Source organism: Moorena sp. SIO3B2, from assembly GCF_010692525.1.
In the GTDB taxonomy this organism is placed as follows: domain Bacteria; phylum Cyanobacteriota; class Cyanobacteriia; order Cyanobacteriales; family Coleofasciculaceae; genus Moorena; species Moorena producens.
In genome coordinates this window covers 1-1,144 of record NZ_JAAHHE010000956.1, presented here as the reverse complement: position 1 = coordinate 1,144, position 1,144 = coordinate 1, and the positions used below count along the sequence as shown (strand labels likewise).

Below are 1,144 nucleotides of genomic sequence, written 5' to 3'. Positions count from 1 at the left end.
GGCGAAACTCATCCAAAAATTGTGGTTTATTGAGCCAAAACATCAATACCATGTCTCGCTCAAACAGGGATTCTCTACCGACATTCAGTCGTTTTAGCTCATTGATGCGACGAGGTATCTCCAACTGCTCAATCCCGAAGGCCATGATCAGAGGACGACTGGGAGCAGGAGTGTTGACAGAGGTCTCTTGATCAAGGGGATTAAGACGATAGAGAAAATTAATTAACGAATCCTGACTATAGAAAAAGTTGCGAACCTGAAACCCTTCCTCACTAAAGGCTTCTTGATTAACAACAGATGTAAACTGCTGCACCACCGGATGGTTGGGACCACTTTCGGGAGCAATAGCAAAAATAATGGTGGTGCCACTAGATAGTGCTAGAGTCGTGACTAAGCTATCCAGCTCATTATGGTCAGCAGGTGTCAATGGGTCAGGGGCTGTTGCCATGGGTGAGTATTGAGTGAGATAGTGCTGGGAATCGGGAATCGGGAATCGGGAATCGGGAATCGGGAATCGGGAATCGGGAATCGGGAATCGGGAATCGGGAATCGAAATGAGCTGCATCAAGACAGGGAATCAACGTCAAAGAAGACTGTACTCATAACTGCGACAAACGTTAGATAGCAATCTCATTGCTATGAGGTAGAAAATTTCGGGATTTTAGGGAACAGGGAACAGGGAACAGGGAACAGATAAGAGTAAATATGGAATAGCTATGCGCTGAATCAACACAGGGAATCAACGTCAAAAAATACTGTACCTCATAACTGCGATAAACGTTATAGTTCAGCATCAAAACAAATACAGCGTTTTTCATAACTATCAGGTACACAGGATTTTTTTCCTATTCCCGATTCCCGATTCCCGATTCCCGATTCCCTGTTCCTGAATTCTGACTCCCTTGCCACTGTTCCAACTCTTCAATAATAATCGGATGCACATCAAACCAGGTATGGTCACCGTAATACCCTAAGACATACTTATTTTGTAAAAGCTCATCACAAATCACAATGTTCCCTTGCTTGGGCAAATGATGGGTATTGGTAGTTAAGCGACCAGTTTCGTGAACAGTAGCCAATTCCGGAAAATGATAGTCGTTGATAGTATAGGCTTTGCGTTCTTCTTGAATCGCCTCCTTAGCAA

Annotated in this window: 2 protein-coding genes and 1 pseudogene; all 3 read right to left on the bottom strand. The window is 43.9% G+C overall.

All coding sequences use genetic code 11. The features are described 5' to 3' along the window. Window positions 1-448: hypothetical protein (locus F6K38_RS42675; RefSeq protein ID WP_287360950.1), on the bottom strand; the 448-nt coding region annotated here is incomplete at its 3' end. Next, entirely contained in the window at window positions 432-581 is a 150-nt protein-coding gene (locus F6K38_RS42670) for a hypothetical protein (protein WP_287360947.1), read from the bottom strand. The genes F6K38_RS42670 and F6K38_RS42675, both read right to left, overlap by 17 nt. Window positions 582-845: 264 nt before the next feature. Further along, a pseudogene (locus F6K38_RS42665) lies at window positions 846-1,144 on the bottom strand (hypothetical protein); the annotation flags it as partial.